This is a genomic window from Pasteurella bettyae CCUG 2042 (assembly GCF_000262245.1).
Taxonomy (GTDB): domain Bacteria; phylum Pseudomonadota; class Gammaproteobacteria; order Enterobacterales; family Pasteurellaceae; genus Basfia; species Basfia bettyae.
Window position 1 is genome coordinate 1 of record NZ_AJSX01000041.1, and the last position, 17,847, is coordinate 17,847.

Annotated in this window: 14 protein-coding genes; 7 read left to right on the top strand and 7 right to left on the bottom strand. The window is 35.2% G+C overall.

The window, feature by feature from the left end; all coding sequences use genetic code 11:
• Positions 1–1,848, bottom strand: a 1,848-nt coding sequence (locus HMPREF1052_RS08900; RefSeq protein WP_005761588.1) for an ESPR-type extended signal peptide-containing protein, incomplete at its 3' end; no start/stop codon positions are given.
• 387 nt (positions 1,849–2,235) lie between these two features.
• Here HMPREF1052_RS08900 and miaA point away from each other — a divergent pair.
• From miaA to hflX, 3 genes are all read left to right on the top strand, one after another.
• On the top strand, positions 2,236–3,180 hold the full coding sequence (gene miaA / locus HMPREF1052_RS08905; RefSeq protein WP_040596523.1) for a tRNA (adenosine(37)-N6)-dimethylallyltransferase MiaA: 945 nt from the start codon (positions 2,236–2,238) through the stop codon (positions 3,178–3,180).
• A gap of 82 nt (positions 3,181–3,262) precedes the next feature.
• Complete coding sequence (gene hfq / locus HMPREF1052_RS08910; protein WP_005761612.1) at positions 3,263–3,541, top strand: RNA chaperone Hfq; 279 nt, start codon at positions 3,263–3,265, stop codon at positions 3,539–3,541.
• Positions 3,542–3,543: 2 nt separating this feature from the next.
• On the top strand, positions 3,544–4,917 hold the full coding sequence (gene hflX, locus HMPREF1052_RS08915) for a ribosome rescue GTPase HflX (protein WP_005761502.1): 1,374 nt from the start codon (positions 3,544–3,546) through the stop codon (positions 4,915–4,917).
• Positions 4,918–4,978: 61 nt separating this feature from the next.
• Here hflX and HMPREF1052_RS08920 read toward each other — a convergent pair whose 3' ends face one another.
• Together HMPREF1052_RS08920 and HMPREF1052_RS08925 are read right to left on the bottom strand one after the other, a co-directional pair.
• Positions 4,979–5,953 (bottom strand): sigma 54-interacting transcriptional regulator, encoded by a 975-nt coding sequence (locus tag HMPREF1052_RS08920; RefSeq protein WP_005761437.1) that lies wholly within the window; start codon positions 5,951–5,953, stop codon positions 4,979–4,981.
• Between the two features lie 93 nt (positions 5,954–6,046).
• Positions 6,047–7,135, bottom strand: a complete 1,089-nt coding sequence (locus tag HMPREF1052_RS08925) for a TIGR01620 family protein (protein ID WP_005761433.1) — start codon at positions 7,133–7,135, stop codon at positions 6,047–6,049.
• A 236-nt stretch (positions 7,136–7,371) separates the two neighbouring features.
• On the opposite strand from HMPREF1052_RS08925, the gene fumC reads away from it, so the two are divergent.
• A complete protein-coding gene (fumC, locus tag HMPREF1052_RS08930; protein ID WP_005761578.1) occupies positions 7,372–8,769 on the top strand; it encodes a class II fumarate hydratase in 1,398 nt (465 codons plus the stop codon).
• Positions 8,770–8,867: 98 nt separating this feature from the next.
• On the top strand, positions 8,868–9,476 hold the full coding sequence (locus HMPREF1052_RS08935) for a hypothetical protein (protein ID WP_005761566.1): 609 nt from the start codon (positions 8,868–8,870) through the stop codon (positions 9,474–9,476).
• Positions 9,477–10,013: 537 nt separating this feature from the next.
• Here HMPREF1052_RS08935 and tldD read toward each other — a convergent pair.
• Positions 10,014–11,462, bottom strand: a complete 1,449-nt coding sequence (tldD, locus tag HMPREF1052_RS08940) for a metalloprotease TldD (RefSeq protein WP_005761420.1) — start codon at positions 11,460–11,462, stop codon at positions 10,014–10,016.
• Between the two features lie 162 nt (positions 11,463–11,624).
• Positions 11,625–13,100, bottom strand: coding sequence for a ribonuclease G (gene rng, locus HMPREF1052_RS08945; RefSeq protein WP_005761529.1), 1,476 nt, complete (start codon positions 13,098–13,100; stop codon positions 11,625–11,627).
• Positions 13,101–13,314: 214 nt separating this feature from the next.
• On the opposite strand from rng, the gene putP reads away from it, so the two are divergent.
• Together putP and cmoB are read left to right on the top strand one after the other, a co-directional pair.
• The gene (gene putP / locus HMPREF1052_RS08950; protein ID WP_005761594.1) at positions 13,315–14,829 is read left to right on the top strand and encodes a sodium/proline symporter PutP; all 1,515 of its coding nucleotides are present in this window, start codon (positions 13,315–13,317) and stop codon (positions 14,827–14,829) included.
• 3 nt (positions 14,830–14,832) lie between these two features.
• Positions 14,833–15,798 carry a tRNA 5-methoxyuridine(34)/uridine 5-oxyacetic acid(34) synthase CmoB gene (gene cmoB / locus HMPREF1052_RS08955; protein ID WP_005761535.1) on the top strand — a complete coding sequence of 322 codons (966 nt, stop codon included), beginning with the start codon at positions 14,833–14,835 and terminating at the stop codon, positions 15,796–15,798.
• A gap of 40 nt (positions 15,799–15,838) precedes the next feature.
• Here the strand turns inward: cmoB and znuA are convergent, their stop codons facing one another.
• Positions 15,839–16,900, bottom strand: a complete 1,062-nt coding sequence (znuA, locus tag HMPREF1052_RS08960; RefSeq protein ID WP_005761423.1) for a zinc ABC transporter substrate-binding protein ZnuA — start codon at positions 16,898–16,900, stop codon at positions 15,839–15,841.
• 102 nt (positions 16,901–17,002) lie between these two features.
• On the bottom strand, positions 17,003–17,767 hold the full coding sequence (gene tcdA / locus HMPREF1052_RS08965; protein WP_005761541.1) for a tRNA cyclic N6-threonylcarbamoyladenosine(37) synthase TcdA: 765 nt from the start codon (positions 17,765–17,767) through the stop codon (positions 17,003–17,005).
• Positions 17,768–17,847: the final 80 nt, after the last annotated feature.

A 17,847-nucleotide genomic window follows, 5' to 3' on the forward strand; every position in this document is an offset into this window, starting at 1 on the left:
GCCAGGAAGACCTTGGTCACCTTTATCTCCTTTAGGCCCCTTAAAGTTAGGATCATTCTTAAGTGTTTCTTTATCTAAACCAACAAATACAGTCTTAGTTCCATCACCATTATCTTTTTCAGCTGCATATAACCCATTACCAAAATCAAAACTAAGCTTACTTAAATCATATTTTGCAGTTGGGAGTTGTGTACCTGCCGTATAAGTATTAACGGTTACACCATTGACTGTTGCCGTACCTTTACTATAAATAGATAAAGCTGGATATAATTGGGACATCGCCGCATATAATTGGCTACCATTAATTGCATCAGTACTTGTATTAGAAATTAAACCAGCTGCCACATTTTGAATACGACGTTCAGAACCTACATTCCCTACAGATACTACGCCAGAAGCATTACCACCTGCAAAATTAACGGTTTTCTTAACTCCATTAATGGTAAATTCCTGGGATTGATAAGCATCAGCACCTTTCGTTGTATTAGAAGCTGATAATGTTGTTGATTTTGCGCCTAAAGCCACTGAATTTTTAATATTCGCAAGTGCATTATGTCCAATTGAAACAACTTCATCTACTGTTGTTTCTTGTTCTGCATCTGCGGATCCAATAATGACATTATTAGATTTACCCGTAACTTTATGGTTATCGCCAATAACAATATTTTTACTGCTGTCGGTTACGGTATTGCTAGTTCCGATAATAGTTGTATTATCAACATTAGTTGCAGTATTTTGGAAACCTGTTATCAAGTTTTCTTGACTTTGATTGCTAGAAGTACCTGTTAATGTATTATTAACACCAATCATTGAGGAACGTAATGTATAGTTTGCGGTATTTCCACCACCAAACGCCATGGTAGAACCACCCGATTTATTTTTTTGAATGTTTTTTATTAAAGTATCTTGAAATGCTTTGGCAGAATCCCCACTGCTTGTTGGTACTCCAGATAAAGTTGTCACAGAATTTTCAATGGTATTCCCTGCACCATAAACCAAAGCACCATTACTGTTAGCCACACGGTTAGCGATACCAGTTACACTATTGGCAATACCTGCATGGTTATTTCCTGTCATAGATTCAATACTATTTAATGAACCATAAACGGTAGCCCCCAAGTTTTTAACTGGGTTTGCCATACGTCCACCATTGTATTTACTTGAAATAATATTATAGACACCAGTAGTAGTCGTAAAAGCACCATTACTATGACTATTGCTACCGATAGTCGTAGCATATACATTTAAATTGCTTGTACGAGTTGAAGCACTATCAACTTCTGTATCCCCTAACGCACCTTTATAATTATGAGTACCAATCATCGTACTACCAGTACGGGCAAATGAATTTTGACCAATAGCAATACTGCCCATGGCTTTTGTAGGATCCGCAGGAATACGTGAACTAGAAAAGAAATTTCCACTATAGGTAGTTTGCCCAAAGGCAAAGGAAGCTTCAGCACCACCAGCCATATTTTCAATTTTTGCATTGCTACCTACCGCAATACTACCGCCTTGGCTAGCATAGTTATTAATATTCGTGCCATTACCCACCGCAATATCACCAGTGGCATTACTTGCACCATTGCTATAAGCTATTTTTGCATTGGTTCCAACTGCGACATTTTCAGCTTTAGGTGCACTACTTCCAGTTCCTACAGCAATACCTAATCCATCACCCGGGGGATTTGTCGCTGTTGCAGATTCTGCCACTCCAACAGATAAAATCGTTACAGTCATAATACCAGCAATATGACCCGTTACTTTACCTGCACGTTTTGCTAATTCAGAACATACATGATAAGTTTGACTGATTGGATTCAGTTTGATTTTAAAAATTTTATTCATTTGTTTTTCCTTACTGAAAAAGTATCTCCTCACAGATAAAACAAAAAAATTAAATTTTACTTAAAAAAATATTAAAAAATAATTAAATAAAAATTAATTTTTACTTAAGATTATTCTTAATTTATTATTTATCAATCAAAATATTATTTATTTACAATAATTTACAATATTAAACTTATGATGAAAAAATATTAAAAATAAATGCAAAAAGTTATTTAAATTAATTTTTTAATAAAAAATTGATATTTATAAAAAACATGCTTCCAAATATAAGAAAAATAGTTAAAAATCAAGATAAAAATCCGTTAAAATATATAACTAAAAAGCATATTAATAACTGACTTTCTGATCAATCAGGATAAGTTTAATAAAATATTACAAATTCATATGACATCTCAACCAACAGCAATATTTCTCATGGGCCCTACCGCATCAGGGAAAACAGATTTAGCCATTCAGCTACGTCAGGAATTACCTGTGGAAGTCATTAGTGTAGATTCTGCATTAATTTATAAAGGTATGGATATTGGTACGGCAAAGCCAAGTGAAGAAGAACTCGCTTTAGCGCCACATCGTTTAATTGATATTATTGATCCGGCAGAAAGTTATTCTGCTGCTAATTTTCGTTCTGATGCATTACGTGAGATGCAGAAAATTACCGCACAAGGCAAGATTCCTTTATTAGTAGGAGGCACAATGTTGTATTACAAAGCCTTACTTGAAGGACTATCTCCACTTCCTCAGGCAGATGAAAAAGTGCGGTTAGAAATTGAAAAAAAAGCACAAAAATTAGGCTGGCCAGCATTACATCAAGAATTATCCCAAATAGATCCTGTTTCAGCAGAACGTATTAATCCGAATGACAGCCAGCGTATAAATCGGGCTTTAGAAGTATTTTATATTAGCGGCAAATCCATGACTGAGCTTACTGAACAAAAAGGGGAGGAAATTCCTTATAATATTTTACAGTTTGCGATTGCACCTCAAGAACGTGCTTTATTGCATGAACGTATTGAATTACGTTTTCATAAAATGCTTGAATTAGGTTTCCAACAAGAAGTGGAAAAGCTATATCGTCGTGGAGATTTACATATTGACCTCCCTTCAATTCGCTGTGTTGGTTATCGTCAAATGTGGGAATACTTACGTGGTGATTATTCTTATGAAGAAATGATTTTTCGCGGGATTGCGGCAACTCGTCAATTAGCGAAACGGCAAATCACTTGGCTAAGGGGATGGAAATATCCAATTCAATGGTTAGACAGTTTAAAAAATGCAGAAAATAAAGAAATTATAAAACAAGCATTTGATTTAGCTATGCAAACTCGATAAAAGTTGCTATATTGACACAAGGGAGACGTATAGCTTCTGCACCTAAATTTTTATTAACTATAAATATAAGAAGGAAAATAAAATGGCAAAAGGACAATCTTTACAAGATCCTTATTTAAACGCATTACGACGTGAACGCATTCCCGTTTCGATTTATTTAGTAAATGGTATTAAATTACAAGGCCAAATTGAATCATTCGACCAATTCGTAATTTTATTAAAAAATACTGTAAACCAAATGGTTTATAAACACGCAATTTCAACTGTTGTTCCTGCCCGTTCAGTATCTCACCACAACGGTACACCTCAACAACATTCTCAACAAGCCGATGCTCCAATAGCAGAAGCACAAGTCGAATAATATTGGATAAAGAAATTTATATTCACCAAAGTGCGGTCAATTCGACCGCACTTTCTTCTGGTACAAAATTATCAGCTCAATCTGATAATGCTATTGTTGTGCATGTTTTTTTCTCTCAAGATAAAAACCTTGAAGATCTGGAAGAATTCCAACAACTTACTTCTTCGGCAAATGTCCATATTCTAAAAACTATCACAACTGCTCGTTCCACGCCACAAGCCAAATATTTTGTAGGTTTAGGAAAAGCAGAAGAAATTGCTGATGCAGTAAAAAGTTATGGTGCTAATGTTGTTTTAGTAAATCATATCTTAACTCCTGCACAAACTAGAAACTTAGAAATGCTTTGTAACTGTCGTGTTGTTGATAGGACTGGAGTAATTTTAGATATTTTTGCCCAAAGAGCACGTTCTCATGAAGGGAAATTACAAGTTGAATTAGCTCAATTAAAACACTTAGCGACAAGACTTATCCGTCGTAAAACGGGCTTAGATCAACAAAAAGGCGCGGTAGGATTACGTGGGCCTGGTGAAACACAGTTAGAAACTGATCGTCGCCTTATTAAAGTGCGTATTGCTCAATTACAAAGTCGCTTAACTAAAGTTGAGAAACAACGCAATCAAAACCGTCAAACCAGACAAAAAGCAGATATTCCAACCGTTTCATTAGTGGGTTACACCAATGCTGGGAAATCCACCTTATTTAATCAAATTACGCAAGCTGGAGTTTATGCAGCAGATCAACTATTTGCAACACTGGATCCCACTTTACGTCGATTACAAATACAAGATGTTGGCACCACTATTTTAGCCGATACTGTAGGTTTTATCCGTGATTTACCCCATGATCTTATCTCCGCTTTCAAATCTACTTTGCAAGAAACCACTGAAGCCTCTTTACTTTTACATGTGATTGATTCAGCAGATGCAAGAAAATTAGAAAATATCACCGCAGTTAATCAGGTTTTAGAAGAAATTAAAGCCAATCAAGTTCCAACGCTATTGGTTTATAATAAAATTGATAATTTAGAAAATGTCACTCCTCATATTGTATATGATGAAAATCAAATCCCTGTTGCCGTTTATCTTTCTGCATTTACGGGAGATGGAATTGATTTATTAATTAATGCTATCCGCCAACGTTTAACTGATGAAATTCTTTATTTAAATTTAACTTTACAACCACAGGAAGGAAAAATTCGTCATCAGTTATATCAATTAAATTGTATTCGGGACGAAAAAATTTCTGATAAAGGTGAGTTTTTATTGGAAATTCAGGTTGATAAGGTGGAATGGTTAAAATTAGTGAAAACTTTTGCCCATTTAAATCAATTTACACCTCAAGGAATTTTAGATGAAATGAATATAGGCAAGCTCTAAATCGTCAAATAACAGCGATGTTATTAAAGAAAAGATAAACTGCGGTAGTCTTTTTAAAAATTTATTTTCCTATTCCATATTGTTTCAACTTATTTGCAATTGCTGTATGAGATACGCCCAAGCGAGTCGCTAATTTTCTAGTACTTGGATACTGTTCATAGAACTTACGTAAAACACTTGCTTCAAAGTTATTCATAATCTCTTCAAGGCTCTTGTTATAAAATTGTTCTAATGTTAAAGGCGTAGTTTCTGATTCAGCTAAATTTAAACCATCAATAGATAATTGATTATTTTCTACTAATGAACAAGCACGATATAATGCATTATAAAGTTCACGTACATTACCAGGCCATTGATAAGCTTTTAAATATTGAATAAATGCTTGGTCAAAAGTCGGCTTTTGTATCTCTAACTGTCGACTAATTAAATCAATGAAACATGAGGTTAATTGTGGAATATCTTCTATTCGATCTCGTAAAGCTGGAATCTGTAAGGTAAGTACATTAAGACGATGAAATAAATCACTACGTATTTTCCCTTTATCCACATAGTGTTGCAAGGAAATTTGTGAAGTACAAATAACCCTTACATTGGCATAACGCTCTGCTTCTTCACCAACACGACGAAAGGTTCCATCATTTAAGAAACGCAAAAGTTTCGCTTGTAAACTAAGAGGCAGTTCAGCAATATTATCCAATAATACCGTACCACCATTAGCATACTCGAAAAAGCCCGTATAAGTTTTCCCATGATCAACTCGTCCAAACATTTCACTTTCTGCGTCACTATTTGGTAAACCAGCACAATTTACTGCGATAAACTTTTGCGTATTTCGAAGACTAAAATGATGACATGCCTTAGCAATTAGCTCTTTACCTGTACCTGTTTCACCTTCAATGAGTAAGGGTGCATCTAACAAAGCAAACTTTTGAGCCTTCTCTAATAATTTTCTCATTTTAAGGCTTACTGCCACCACATCAGTAAAAGATTCATATTGATTTACCGTAAAATGTGATGATGTATTGATTGCTGGCATATTTTTCTCTAACAGTTAATAAATGAAACAGGATAATAATTTTCTATCATACCTTGTGAATGTAAATAATAAAAGTTTAATGGCAACTTTTATTTACACATTTTCTTTATCTTTTATTTTTGATAAAGAAAAAACACTTGATTTTAACGAGCCTAACAATTCACGATGAATATGGCTTAATTTAGGTTTTTCACTTTTTCGGAATTTCAGTGGGCGACAAAACTCCATTGTTTTAATACCTAATCGGGCTGTAAGCAAGCCTACGCCAATACCTTGTGCCGCACGAGCAGAAAGTTTTGCAACAATATCTCTAGAAAGCCAGTCCATACCTATTTCTTGTATAAGTTCTGTAGCCCCAGTAAACGCAATGTTCACTAAAATTAAACGCATTAATCGTAAACGGCTGAAATAGCCTAACTGAATGCCATAAATTTTTGCAATCTTATTGACTAAACGAATATTACGCCATGCAATAAAGAACATATCTACTAGTGCTAGTGGACTAATGGTAACAATAGTTCCAGCCTCAATTGCACTTGCAGTAATCAGTTTAGTGACTTTACTATCTATCGGTTTTAACACTTCCTGACTAAATAAATAGGCAACTTCTTGTGCTGAATAGCTATCATTAATTTGCTTTTCCCATTGAATAAAAGTTGGCGCCTGCTCATCAATATTTACTGCAGAGGCAATTTTTAAACATAATTGTTTACCTGATTCACTATCTTGTAGCTGAAAATTTTCTTGAGAATTGACCGCACTTTTCTCTATTAAATATTCACTTTGTTGCTGCAAATCCATATGTCGTCTTAAATTAACTAAGCGACGCCATTCTTTAATTAAAGCCGATAATCCTAATACCACGACAAGAAAGCTAACTAAAGCAAAAACAAAGTAAATCCATTGGTGGTTTTGCCAAGTATCAATTAACCATTGAATAGATTGAGCAACGGTTGCACCTAAAAATAAGATGATGCTCGCTGCTAAGAGCTTTTTCCACCAACGAGGTTTAGGATTAAGTGTTTCTTCAAACTTTTCGGTGAGCAATTCCCCTTCTAAAGTTTCACTATTCAATGCTTCAGGATCAACGGTTATCTCTGACTCAGCAAACTCTTGTTTAGGTTTAAAATCAAAGTTAGATTGCGGATTTTCTGACTGTGAAAAAATAATTTTATCATTCATTAAACTCACCTTCTTTCCAATAACATAATTGAAATTATAAATAACCGCTTGAGGTTTGTAAAAAGAATAAGATCATCGCTTAATTAGCCTATCACCTTAGGATAAATCAAGAAATATCAAAGGATATGATCTAAATCACAAAAAAGAGTTTTCTTCACTTTTCTTGTTTTAAATACTAACTCTTAGGTGTTAATATTTATGCAAATTTTTTATTTATTACTATAGAGGTGATCATAATGACAACGTTTCGTATTGAAAAAGATACTATGGGCGAAGTGAAAGTTCCTGCTGATAAATACTGGGCAGCACAAACAGAGCGTTCACGTAACAACTTTAAAATTGGCCCTGAAGCGTCAATGCCACATGAAATTATTGAAGCTTTCGGTTATTTAAAAAAAGCGGCTGCATTTGCAAATACTGACTTAGGTGTTTTGCCTACTGAAAAACGGGATTTAATCGCTCAAGCTTGTGATGAAATCTTAGCACGTAAATTAGATGATCAATTTCCATTAGTTATTTGGCAAACTGGTTCAGGTACACAATCTAATATGAACCTAAATGAAGTTATCGCAAATCGTGCACATGTTCTTAATGGTGGTAAATTAGGCGAAAAATCTATTATTCATCCAAATGATGATGTAAATAAATCACAGTCTTCAAACGATACTTACCCAACTGCAATGCACATTGCTGCATATAAAAAAGTCGTTGAAGCCACGCTTCCAGCTATCGAACGCTTACAAAAAACATTAGCAGCTAAATCTGAAGAATTTAAAGATGTTGTTAAAATTGGTCGTACTCACTTAATGGATGCAACCCCATTAACATTAGGTCAAGAATTCAGTGGCTATGCAGCTCAATTAAAATTCGGTTTAGAAGCAATTAAAAATACATTGCCACATTTACGTCAATTAGCATTAGGTGGTACCGCAGTTGGTACAGGTTTAAATACGCCTAAAGGTTATGATGTCAAAGTTGCTGAATACATTGCAAAATTTACTGGTTTACCATTCATCACTGCTGAAAACAAATTTGAAGCATTGGCGACTCATGATGCTATCGTTGAAACTCACGGTGCATTAAAACAAGTTGCCATGTCATTATTCAAGATTGCAAATGACATTCGTTTATTAGCCTCTGGTCCACGTTCAGGTATCGGAGAAATTTTAATTCCTGAAAATGAACCTGGTTCATCAATTATGCCAGGTAAAGTTAATCCAACTCAATGTGAAGCAATGACAATGGTTGCAGCACAAGTGTTAGGTAACGATACGACAATTTCATTCGCTGGCTCACAAGGTCACTTTGAATTAAACGTATTTAAACCTGTTATGGCTGCAAACTTCCTACAATCAGCTCAATTAATTGCTGATGTTTGTGTATCATTTGATGAACACTGTGCAAGTGGTATTCAACCTAACCATCCTCGCATTAAACACTTGCTTGACAGCTCATTAATGTTGGTTACCGCATTAAATACTCATATTGGTTATGAAAATGCAGCTAAAATAGCTAAAACTGCACATAAAAATGGTACAACATTGCGTGAAGAAGCTATCAATTTAGGATTAGTTTCAGCTGATGATTTTGATAAATGGGTTGTGCCTGCTGATATGGTTGGTAGCCTAAAATAAAGAAATTGAAAATTAAATGGAAAAGGCGACATCGTTCGCCTTTTTTTTATTTCAATTATTGATATAATCACCACAACTATTATTATTAAGAAATGTTTATGAAACTTAAATCGTTTTTCTTATCACTTTTCTGTTTGTTTCCTGTGTTGGTTAATGCACAATGGATCAATGTCGGTAAGGCTGATTATAACTGGGGTCCATTCCTCGTTTACACGGTTTCCTTAGATAGTGAAGATGGTCACTATGAAGCAAACCAATCGCCACTTATGTTTTCATTTGATTATGCCAAACCAGTAGAAGGGAAAAATTTTTCAATTATTCTTATAAAAGAAATGGAATCTTTAGGCGCAAGCAAAGAGCAAACCACTACATGGCTAAAGGAATTAGAAGCAATCCCTATGCCTGATTTTGCACCCAATGATCGTTTAAGTTATATTTCATTAGAAAATACTGGATATTTTATTTTGAATAACCAAGTGATTGATCATCAGTTTGATACTGAATTTAATCAATACTTTATTCAAGTATGGCTCTCAGGCAAAACTGGATTTGCACAAATCCAAAATCAGTTGTTGGGAAAAGAGAAAGGCAAAGTGAGCGAAACCTATCCTAAGCAACCTGAAATTGAACCACTTAAAGAAGATGATGCAGATCCTCAATTACCACCGAATTATGAGTTATTTAATATTACTCATGCAAATTGTTAATCTGTTCCTCTAAAAGTTAACTTCTAAATCATCAATCATCATATAAGCTGAAGTTATAACATTAAATATATTCAATCAGCTTATAAATATAAAATCTCTATTTCCCTAAAAAGAAAAAAGCCAGAACAAAAAGTTCTGGCTAAAGGGGTTTTATGAATAAAATATTTAAAGTTTAGCTCTATCAAAGTTACCTTTAGATAAAATTTCAAGAATTGTAAAGTTTTATCGATTTTTTGTCAATAACTTGACAAAACTTTTTACACTTTTTTATCTAAGAGAGATTTATTAAAGAACATATTAACCTAGATAATCCTCTAACTATTTCATTTTATTGTTTAATAAAACCTATTTATTTAAGAATAAGAATTTAACCAATCAGCTTTTTCATAGCCTTATTTCAACTGAAAATATCTCATCACAACCAATTAATTAGTCAGCTCTTAAGAGCTTATTTTGCGATATCTATATTTTTATCAACATCATTTGAAAAATTATTTTCATAAAAAAGACCGCACTTTTATGCGGTCTTATAGCAACTTAATGAGTTCCACCCACGGTAATCTTTTCAATTTTCAAGGCTGGTTGCCCAACACCAACAGGGACACTCTGACCACTTTTACCGCAAACACCGATACCATGATCAATTTCCATATTATCCGCGACCATAGAAACTTGTTGCATTACTTCAATACCACTGCCAATCAAGGTTGCTCCTTTTACTGGCTTAGTAATTTTACCTTTCTCAATTAAATATGCTTCTGTTGTAGAAAAAGTAAATTTACCTGAAGTAATATCCACTTGCCCACCACCAAAATGGGAAGCAAAAATACCATGGTCAATAGATGCTATAATGTCTTCAAATTTACTCTGACCAGCAAGCATATATGTATTTGTCATGCGAGGCATAGGTAAATGTGCATAAGATTCTCGACGACCATTTCCTGTAGGTTTAACGCCCATTAATCGAGCATTCATTTTATCTTGCATATAACCTTTTAATATGCCATTTTCAATTAATACATTACATTGAGAAGGTGTACCTTCATCATCGATGGTTAAGGAACCTCTACGATCAGATAAAGTGCCATCATCAACAATCGTACATAATGGTGAAGTAACTAACTCTCCAATCTTGCCTGAAAACAACGAACTTTCTTTACGATTAAAATCACCTTCTAATCCGTGTCCTACAGCTTCATGTAATAATACACCTGGCCACCCAGCACCTAAAACTACGGGCATTGGACCTGCTGGTGCGCCAACAGCTTCTAAATTAACTAAAGCTTGACGAACAGCCTCCTTGGCAAAATGGACTGCACGAATATCACCATCCACAGATTCTAAAAACCAATCTAAACCCAAACGACCACCACAACCCGCGCTACCACGTTCCCGTTTTCCATCTTTTTCCACTAATACGGAAATAGATAAGCGTACCAATGGGCGAATATCTGCAGCTAATGTACCATCTGTTGCCACAACGAATACTTCTTCATAAATAGCACTTAAACTAGCAGAAACACGGCTTACATAGGTACTCATTGTACGAGCTGTCTTGTCCACCAAATATAATAATTCAATTTTTTTCTCTTTGCTTAAGGTATCTAATGGATTAATACTCGCATAACGTAAAGGAGGGTTTACTGAGGAAAATTTTGTAGGCACAATGATGTTTCCCTGTTGCACATTAGCAATTCCCTTCACCGCATTGGCACATTGCTGTAAACTGGCAAGATTAATTTGATCGGAATAGGCAAAGCCTGTTTTCTCTCCACTTATTGCTCGTAAGCCAACGCCACGATCAATATGGAATCCACCCTCTTTGATAATTCCATCTTCTAAAACCCAGCTTTCATCTTGACTTAGTTGGAAATAAATATCCGAATAATCTAATTCACGGTGAGACAGTTGATCAAAAATATTGGCGAGATCTTTTATACATAAATTACTTGGTACAAGTAAGCTTTGTTCAACTTTATTTAACATTCTGTTCCTAATATATTTTTAATTAAAAAGCCATCTTAGGCATAATTATATATAAAAAGTGCGGTCAATTTTACCGTTTTTTAATGATCTTAACTAATCCACTGATTAGCTTCGCCTAACTCATTAAAATTTTTCTAAAACTGACCGCACTTTTCACAATTATTACATCACAACCACATCAAATTGATCCTGATTATAATACACTTCTGTTTTCACTTGCACTTGTTTGCCAATAAAAACCTCTAGCTCAGCTAATAAACCATGGCTCTCTTCATTAATCAAGTATTCCGCAACTGCCCTTGAAGCATACACAACAAATTGCTCACTAGAGAATAAATGATGCACACGAATAATCTCACGCATAATTTCATAACAAACTGTTTCTACTGTTTTCACTTGGCCTCGACCGTGGCAGGCTGGACATTCACCGCATAAAACATGCTCTAAGCTTTCTCGAGTACGTTTACGAGTCATTTCAACTAAGCCTAACTGGGTAAAACCATTAACATTGGTTTTTACTCGGTCTTTAGCTAACGCTTCTTCTAAAGATTGAATCACTCGATTACGATGTTCTTCTGCTTGCATATCGATAAAATCGATAATAATAATTCCACCTAAATTACGTAGTTGTAATTGTTGTGCAATAGCTTGAGTTGCTTCAATATTGGTATTAAAAATAGTTTCTTCAAGGTTACGATGTCCTACGAAAGCTCCAGTATTAATATCAATAGTCGTCATTGCTTCGGTTTGCTCAATAATGAGATAACCACCAGACTTTAAATTTACTCGCTTGTCTAAAGCAATTTGGATAGCATTTTCTACCCCATAAACATCAAATAATGGTTGATTACCTGCATATAAGCTCAGTTTTCCTACCATCTCTGGAATAAATTCTTCACAAAACTCTTTAACTTCATTGAAACAAAGCTTTGAGTCAATACGAATTTTCTCAATTTTCATTCCAACAAAATCACGTAATACTCGTTGTGTTAACGCAAGTTCACCATATAGCATGGAACGTGTTGGATATTTTACTCGGCGCTCAATCACTTTACGCCATAATCGTTTTAAAAAATCTGCATCCTGTTTAAGCTCTTCCTCATTTACACCTTCTGCTGCAGTACGAATGATAAATCCCCCTAATTCATCACAGAAAGGCTCTGCCAATGACTTTAATCTTGCACGTTCTTCTTCACTTTCAATACGTTGTGAAACACCAACATGACTATTTTCAGGCATAAAAACCAGATAACGAGACGGTAGCGTAATATCGGTGGTCAAACGTGCACCTTTAGTTCCTAAAGGATCTTTTACCACTTGAACAACAATATCTTGCCCCTCTCGCACTAGCTCAGCAATATCTTTCACGACAAATTGCTTTTGCTCCGTCTCATCTACACACTCTGTGTGAGAAACAATATCAGAAGCATGTAAAAATGCCGCCTTTTCTAAGCCTATATCCACAAATGCAGACTGCATACCTGGCAAGACACGAGTAACTCGCCCTTTATATATATTTCCGACCATTCCCCGTTTCGCTTGGCGCTCAATTTGAACTTCTTTTAAAATTCCCGTATCCACCAATGCGATTCGTGTTTCATTCGGGGTGACATTCACCAATAATTCAACTGAATCCATTAAAAATACCTAACTCGTCATTAAATTTATCAAAATTGTTATTAGTCTAGCGAAAAGGACAATGGAATAACAGGGCTAATTATTGTAAAATATGACTTTTCTCAAAATTTATCATAATAATCCACTAGCAATCATACTAATCCTATTGTAATAAGGTTCGGCATTGAATAAAGCTTCCTTATATAAGATAGGTTTAGTGGTATGGAGTTTACTAATGTTTGGATTGGATCCAACTCTAATTACATTTACTATTTATATTTTAGGCATGATTACCATTGGTATTCTTGCCTATCGTTATACAAAAAATTTATCAGATTATATTTTAGGTGGCCGTCGCTTAGGTAGCTTTGTAACAGCAATGTCAGCGGGAGCATCTGATATGTCTGGCTGGCTATTAATGGGCTTACCAGGTGCTGTTTATGTATCTGGCTTAGTCGAAGGTTGGATCGCAATCGGTCTCACGATTGGTGCTTACTTTAACTGGTTATTTGTGGCTGGACGTATCCGTGTTCATACTGAATTTAATAATAATGCCTTAACTTTACCTGAATATTTTCATCATCGATTTGGAACTTCTCACCATTTATTAAAAATTATTTCAGCCTCAATTATCCTAGTATTTTTCACAATTTACTGCTCTTCTGGCGTTGTTGCAGGTGCAAAATTATTTCAAAATCTCTTTAATATAGACTATTCAACTGCCATTTGGTACGGTGCTTTAGCAACCATTGCTTATACTTTTATTGGTGGTTTTTTGGCAGTCAGTTGGACAGATACTATCCAAGCAACATTAATGTTATTCGCCTTAATTCTAACACCTGTTGTTATTGTGATTTCACTTGGTGGGTTTGATGATTTTTCCATGGTAATGCAACAGGCTGAGCTAGTACAACAAAAAGATTTTACAGATCTATTTACAGGCACAACGCCTCTTGGTTTGTTAAGCCTAGCAGCTTGGGGATTAGGCTATTTTGGTCAACCTCATATTCTGGCACGTTTTATGGCAGCATATTCAGTGAATTCTTTACATAAAGCCCGCCGTATTAGTATTACCTGGGTGATGATTTGCCTTGCTGGGGCTATTGGTTTAGGTTTCTTTGGTATTGCTTATTTTCATGCGAATCCAAATGTTGCTGGAATAGTGAATCAAGAACCAGAACAAGTATTTATTGAATTAGCTAAATTACTCTTTAATCCTTGGATTGCGGGTATTTTACTTTCTGCCATTCTCGCTGCTGTTATGAGTACTTTAAGTTGTCAATTATTAATTTCCTCCAGTGCATTAACTGAGGATTTCTATAAAGGATTTATTCGCCCTAAAGCGACCGAAAGAGAATTAGTTTGGTTAGGCCGTGCTATGGTATTAGTTATTGCAGCACTAGCCATTTGGATAGCTCAAGATGAAAACAGCAAAGTATTAAAACTCGTTGAATTCGCTTGGGCTGGATTTGGTAGTTCATTTGGACCAGTTGTATTACTTTCATTATTTTGGAAACGCATGACATCTTCAGGAGCAATGGCGGGAATGTTAACTGGAGCGATTGTCGTTTTCTGTTGGAAAATTGTCATGCCAGTAGGTTCTGAATGGGCAAATTTATACGAAATGATTCCTGCATTTTCGCTAGCAACCTTGATGATTATTGTCGTATCTTTAGTTTCACCAGCGCCTAATCAGCAAATTATCGAAACTTTTGAAAAAGCCAATGAAGCCTATAAAAAAGCACATTAAAATATGATTGATTTTCGTCCTTTTTATCAACAAATTGCTACAAGTGATCTTTCATCATGGTTAGAATCCTTGCCATTACAACTAAAAGAATGGCAAACACAAACTCATGGTGAATATGAGAAATGGGTAAAAATTATTGATTTCTTACCGCACTTATCTGCAGATCATATTGACTTAAAGCATGCAGTCAAAGCTGAAAATGATCAGCCTCTCTCTGTGGGTGAGCAACAGCGCATTATTTATCATTTAAAACAACTCATGCCTTGGCGGAAAGGCCCTTATCATCTATATGGAATTCACATAGATTGCGAATGGCGTTCTGATTTTAAGTGGAATCGTGTTTTACCGCATTTATCACCATTGCAAAATCGTCTTATTTTGGATGTAGGATGTGGAAGTGGCTACCATATGTGGCGTATGGTTGGTGAAGGTGCCAAAATGGTGATAGGGATTGACCCAACAGAATTATTCCTGTGTCAATTTGAAGCTGTACGTAAATTATTAAATAATGATCGTCGAGCCCATTTAATTCCCCTTGGTATTGAAGCAATGCAACCTTTAGGAGTATTTGATACCGTATTCTCTATGGGCGTACTTTATCATCGAAAATCACCTCTTGATCATTTAACGCAATTAAAAAACCAATTGCGCATAGGTGGAGAGTTAGTGCTCGAAACCCTCGTCATTGATGGTGATGAAAATACGGTTCTTGTTCCTAAAGATCGTTATGCAAAAATGAAAAATGTCTATTTTATTCCTTCAGTAGACGCATTAGTCAACTGGCTTCAAAAAGTAGGCTTTACCAATATACGCTGCGTAGATGTTGAAGTCACCTCATTAAAAGAACAGCGTAAAACTGAATGGCTAGAAAATGAAAGTTTAATTGACTTTCTCGATCCCAATGATCACCGAAAAACCATTGAAGGTTATCCAGCACCTAAACGTGCTGTTATTATTGCAAATAAATAAGGCTCCTAATGGAGCCTTATTATTAGCGTATTAACAACGATTATTTAGCTAAGCATTCTGAATAGCTATCTGCAGTTGATTGTAAGAAGTTGGCATAAGAGCCTTTACCTAACTTAACTTTATCACCAATTGGATCTAAATGCCCTACATGAACACCAGTACCTTTACTTAAGGTTTCAATCACTTTAGGTGTAAATTGAGGTTCAGCAAATAAGCATGCCACTTTATGTTCTTCAATTTCTTCTTTAATGGTTGCTAAGGTTTTTGCACCTGGAGCAACAAGTGGGTTAATTGTAAAATAACCCGTTTGTTTTAAACCATATGCATCATTGAAATAGCCATAAGCATCATGGAAAACATAAAAGCCTTTTTCTTTTACTGGTGCTAATTGAGCTTTAATTTTCTCACCTTGTTCATCTAAAGTGCGGTTAAAATCAGCTAAATTTTTAGCAACAAGCTCTTTTTTAGCAGGATATTGCTCAGTTAGCTTATCAGCTAATTTCTGTGCGATAACTTTACTAATTGCTGGAGAATACCATACGTGCCAGTTTGTGCTTAACCCATTCTCATCGTGTTCATGTTCATGGTCATGATGATGTTCATGTGCATCTGCATGATTATGAGCATGCTCGTGGTCATGTCCATGATCATGGTCGTGATCGTGCCCATGGTCGTGATCGTGTCCATGGTCATGGTCGTGTCCATGGTCATGGTCGTGTCCATGGTCATGGTCATCATGATGATGGTGTGCAGCTTTTCCTAATAAAGGTTCTATACCTGGTAAATCTGCAATAGTAATTACTTTTTTATTATCTACACTACTTAAACTTTTTTCTAAGAAACTATCGACATCTTCACCAATCCATAATAATAAATCCGCTGATTTTAATTTTTTTACGTCTGTTGGTTTAAGGCTGTAATCATGAGGTGAAGCACCTGGTGGCACAATAATTTCTGTTTCAGTTACGCCATCAGCGATAGAAGAAGCAATAAACCCTAATGGTTTTACTGAAGTCACAATATTTGCATTTGCTACACAAGCGGCAGAAGCCACCACGCTAGCAAGTAATCCTTTAGTAAATATTTTATTTAAATTTTTCATAGCTTAATCCTTAATTAGTCTAAATATGCTTATGCAAATCGTATTTAGATTACTCTTTTTATCTTTAATTAGCTATCTTTTTTTTTATAAAAAAATAAGTAATCAGTTCGAAAGCAATTTATCAATCACACGGGAAACCGCAAAAAAACCAAAAGTTGCTGTAACCATGGTTGCTGCACCAAACCCATTTGCACAATTCATCGTTGCAGAAATAGCACATTCCTTTTCCATTTGAGGAAAAATTAATGGTTGTGTGGAAAATACACAATCTACACCAAATTTACGTTTAGGGTTTTGGCTAAAATGATATTCTTTGCGTAAAAGTGACCGCACTTTTGAAGCAAGAGGATCCTGAATTGTTTTACTTAAATCCTTAATTTGAATTTGTGTAGGATCAGTTTGTCCACCCGCTCCACCGATCATAATCACTTTAATTTTATTACGTTTACAATAAGCAATCAGAGCTGCCTTAGTTTTTACATGATCAATCGCATCAATAACATAATCATAACCACAATCAAGATATTCATCTAAATTATCTATGGAAATAAAATCATCAATAATTTTGACTTCGCATTCTGGATTAATCAGCTCTATGCGTTGTTTCATCACTTCCGTTTTAAGCTTTCCAACATTACCAGTCAATGCATGAATTTGGCGATTTATATTGGTAACACAAATATCATCCATATCAATTAGGGTTATTTTACCTATCCCTGAACGAGCTAACGCTTCCACACACCAAGAACCCACACCACCAATACCAATGACACAAATATGGGCATGACGTAAACGTGTTAAACCTTGTGTTGTGTATAAGCGAGCAATGCCTCCAAACCGTTGTTCATAATTATCAACAGACGCCATCTAAACTTACCTCGTTATGACATAATAAGTTGGCACGAGTTTATTCTCGTGCCAATCTCTATTTATCTACTAAAAAATTA

Coding starts and splice junctions, on each gene's coding strand:
- miaA (WP_040596523.1), top strand. CDS start 2,236: ATGACATCTCAACCAACAGCAATATTTCTCATGGGCCCTACCGCATCA.
- hfq (WP_005761612.1), top strand. CDS start 3,263: ATGGCAAAAGGACAATCTTTACAAGATCCTTATTTAAACGCATTACGA.
- HMPREF1052_RS08920 (WP_005761437.1), bottom strand. CDS start 5,953: ATGCCAGCAATCAATACATCATCACATTTTACGGTAAATCAATATGAA.
- HMPREF1052_RS08925 (WP_005761433.1), bottom strand. CDS start 7,135: ATGAATGATAAAATTATTTTTTCACAGTCAGAAAATCCGCAATCTAAC.
- fumC (WP_005761578.1), top strand. CDS start 7,372: ATGACAACGTTTCGTATTGAAAAAGATACTATGGGCGAAGTGAAAGTT.
- HMPREF1052_RS08935 (WP_005761566.1), top strand. CDS start 8,868: ATGAAACTTAAATCGTTTTTCTTATCACTTTTCTGTTTGTTTCCTGTG.
- tldD (WP_005761420.1), bottom strand. CDS start 11,462: ATGTTAAATAAAGTTGAACAAAGCTTACTTGTACCAAGTAATTTATGT.
- rng (WP_005761529.1), bottom strand. CDS start 13,100: ATGGATTCAGTTGAATTATTGGTGAATGTCACCCCGAATGAAACACGA.
- putP (WP_005761594.1), top strand. CDS start 13,315: ATGTTTGGATTGGATCCAACTCTAATTACATTTACTATTTATATTTTA.
- cmoB (WP_005761535.1), top strand. CDS start 14,833: ATGATTGATTTTCGTCCTTTTTATCAACAAATTGCTACAAGTGATCTT.
- znuA (WP_005761423.1), bottom strand. CDS start 16,900: ATGAAAAATTTAAATAAAATATTTACTAAAGGATTACTTGCTAGCGTG.
- tcdA (WP_005761541.1), bottom strand. CDS start 17,767: ATGGCGTCTGTTGATAATTATGAACAACGGTTTGGAGGCATTGCTCGC.